Source organism: Streptomyces sp. NPDC036764, from assembly GCF_055609385.1.
Genome location: NZ_JBVJPT010000031.1, coordinates 2,052 through 3,783 on the forward strand (window position 1 = coordinate 2,052; position 1,732 = coordinate 3,783).

Annotated in this window: 1 rRNA gene (running past one end of the window); it reads left to right on the forward strand. The window is 57.2% G+C overall.

Going from position 1 to position 1,732, the window contains the following annotated elements:
- Positions 1-1,732: ribosomal RNA gene (locus ACZ69Q_RS45400) — 23S ribosomal RNA — on the forward strand (its annotated part extends 260 nt beyond the left edge of the window); the annotation flags it as partial.

A 1,732-nucleotide genomic window follows, 5' to 3' on the forward strand; every position in this document is an offset into this window, starting at 1 on the left:
GAGACGAGTCAGAAACCGTTGATGTAGGCGAAGGACATGCGAAAGGTCCGGCGTAGAGGGTAAGACCCCCGTAGTCGAAACGTCAGCGGCTCGTTTGAGAGACACCCAAGTAGCACGGGGCCCGAGAAATCCCGTGTGAATCTGGCGGGACCACCCGCTAAGCCTAAATATTCCCTGGTGACCGATAGCGGATAGTACCGTGAGGGAATGGTGAAAAGTACCGCGGGAGCGGAGTGAAATAGTACCTGAAACCGTGTGCCTACAAGCCGTGGGAGCGTCGGGCAAGCACTTGTGCTTGCCTCGTGACTGCGTGCCTTTTGAAGAATGAGCCTGCGAGTTTGCGGTGTGTTGCGAGGTTAACCCGTGTGGGGAAGCCGTAGCGAAAGCGAGTCCGAATAGGGCGATTTAGTAGCGCGCTCAAGACCCGAAGCGGAGTGATCTAGCCATGGGCAGGTTGAAGCGGAGGTAAGACTTCGTGGAGGACCGAACCCACCAGGGTTGAAAACCTGGGGGATGACCTGTGGTTAGGGGTGAAAGGCCAATCAAACTCCGTGATAGCTGGTTCTCCCCGAAATGCATTTAGGTGCAGCGTCGTGTGTTTCTTGCCGGAGGTAGAGCACTGGATAGGCGATGGGCCCTACCGGGTTACTGACCTTAGCCAAACTCCGAATGCCGGTAAGTGAGAGCGCGGCAGTGAGACTGTGGGGGATAAGCTCCATGGTCGAGAGGGAAACAGCCCAGAGCATCGACTAAGGCCCCTAAGCGTACGCTAAGTGGGAAAGGATGTGGAGTCGCAGAGACAACCAGGAGGTTGGCTTAGAAGCAGCCACCCTTGAAAGAGTGCGTAATAGCTCACTGGTCTAGTGATTCCGCGCCGACAATGTAGCGGGGCTCAAGCGTACCGCCGAAGTCGTGTCATTGCAGCAATACGCCCAACGGCGGCTGTGATGGGTAGGGGAGCGTCGTGTGCCGGGTGAAGCCGCGCCGGAAGGCAGTGGTGGACGGTTCACGAGTGAGAATGCAGGCATGAGTAGCGATTCACACGTGAGAAACGTGTGCGCCGATTGACTAAGGGTTCCTGGGTCAAGCTGATCTGCCCAGGGTAAGTCGGGACCTAAGGCGAGGCCGACAGGCGTAGTCGATGGATAACCGGTTGATATTCCGGTACCCGCTGTGAAGCGTCAAACATCGAACCCATTAATGCTAAGGCCGTGAAGCCGTTCCGGACCCTTCGGGGAAAGGAAAGTGGTGGAGCCGCCGAACCAAGGTGGTAGTAGGTGAGTGATGGGGTGACGCAGGAAGGTAGTCCAGCCCGGGCGGTGGTTGTCCCGGGGTAAGGGTGTAGGCCGTGTGATAGGTAAATCCGTCGCACATTAAGGCTGAGACCTGATGCCGAGCCGATTGTGGTGAAGTGGATGATCCTATGCTGTCGAGAAAAGCCTCTAGCGAGTTTCATGGCGGCCCGTACCCTAAACCGACTCAGGTGGTCAGGTAGAGAATACCGAGGCGTTCGGGTGAACTATGGTTAAGGAACTCGGCAAAATGCCCCCGTAACTTCGGGAGAAGGGGGGCCACGCCTGGTGAGAGGACTTGCTCCTTGAGCTGGGGGTGGCCGCAGAGACCAGCGAGAAGCGACTGTTTACTAAAAACACAGGTCCGTGCGAAGCCGTAAGGCGATGTATACGGACTGACGCCTGCCCGGTGCTGGAACGTTAAGGGGACCGGTTAGTCA